This is a genomic window from Streptomyces sp. UH6 (assembly GCF_013421635.1).
Taxonomy (GTDB): Bacteria; Actinomycetota; Actinomycetes; order Streptomycetales; family Streptomycetaceae; genus Streptomyces; species Streptomyces abyssomicinicus.
In genome coordinates, this window is sequence record NZ_JACADT010001264.1 from 1 (window position 1) to 1,348 (window position 1,348).

Annotated in this window: 1 protein-coding gene; it reads right to left on the minus strand. The window is 69.9% G+C overall.

From position 1 onward, the window contains the following. Positions 1 to 107 precede the first annotated feature (107 nt). Positions 108 to 1,348: transcription termination factor Rho (gene rho, locus HW445_RS31125; RefSeq protein WP_180224128.1), on the minus strand; the 1,241-nt coding region annotated here is incomplete at its 5' end.

The window sequence follows — 1,348 nt, forward strand, 5'->3', positions numbered from 1 at the left end:
GCTGTGGGAAAGCTCTCGCGCCGCCCCCTGCCCCCCACACGGCGAAGGGCCGCCCCGCGCGATCGCGCGGGGCGGCCCTTCGGCCACCGGCGGTGCCGGCGCCGTCCTCAGTCGCCGCTGGGGTTCGGCGTGTTCTTCTGGATCATCATCAGGAACTCGGCGTTCGACTTCGACTGCTTCATCTTGTCGAGGAGCAGCTCGATGGCCTGCTGCTGGTCCAGGGCGTGCAGCACGCGCCGCAGCTTCCAGACGATCGCCAGCTCCTCGGCGCCCAGCAGGATCTCTTCCTTACGGGTGCCGGAGGCGTCGACGTCGACGGCCGGGAAGATGCGCTTGTCGGCGAGCTTCCGGTCGAGCTTGAGCTCCATGTTGCCGGTGCCCTTGAACTCCTCGAAGATCACCTCGTCCATGCGGGACCCGGTGTCCACCAGCGCGGTGGCGAGGATGGTCAGCGAACCGCCGTCCTCGATGTTGCGCGCGGCGCCGAAGAAGCGCTTGGGCGGGTACAGCGCCGTGGAGTCGACACCACCGGACAGGATGCGCCCGGAGGCCGGGGCGGCCAGGTTGTAGGCGCGGCCCAGTCGGGTGATCGAGTCCAGCAGGACGACCACGTCGTGGCCCAGCTCGACCAGGCGCTTGGCGCGCTCGATGGCGAGCTCGGCGACGGTCGTGTGGTCCTCGGCCGGGCGGTCGAAGGTCGAGGAGATGACCTCGCCCTTGACCGACCGCTGCATGTCGGTGACCTCTTCCGGACGCTCGTCGACCAGGACGACCATCAGGTGGCACTCGGGGTTGTTGCGGGTGATCGCGTTGGCGACCGCCTGCATGATCATGGTCTTACCGGTCTTCGGCGGGGCCACGATCAGACCGCGCTGGCCCTTGCCGATCGGCGACACGAGGTCGATGATCCGCGTGGTCAGCACGCCCGGGTCGGTCTCCAGACGGAGGCGGTCCTGCGGGTAGAGCGGCGTCAGCTTGTTGAACTCCGGTCGGCCGCGGCCGTGTTCGGGCGCCATGCCGTTGACGGAGTCCAGGCGGACCAGCGCGTTGAACTTCTCGCGGCGCTCGCCCTCCTTGGGCTGGCGGACCGCGCCGGTGACGTGGTCACCCTTGCGCAGGCCGTTCTTGCGGACCTGGGCGAGGGAGACGTACACGTCGTTCGGGCCCGGCAGGTAGCCGGAGGTCCGGATGAACGCGTAGTTGTCGAGGATGTCGAGGATGCCCGCGACGGGGATCAGCACGTCGTCGTCGGCGACCTGCGGCTCGGCGACCTCGTCGCGGCCACGGCGGCCACGGCGGTCGCGGTAGCGGCCACGGCGGCCACGGCGGCCGCCCTCGAAGTCGTCGT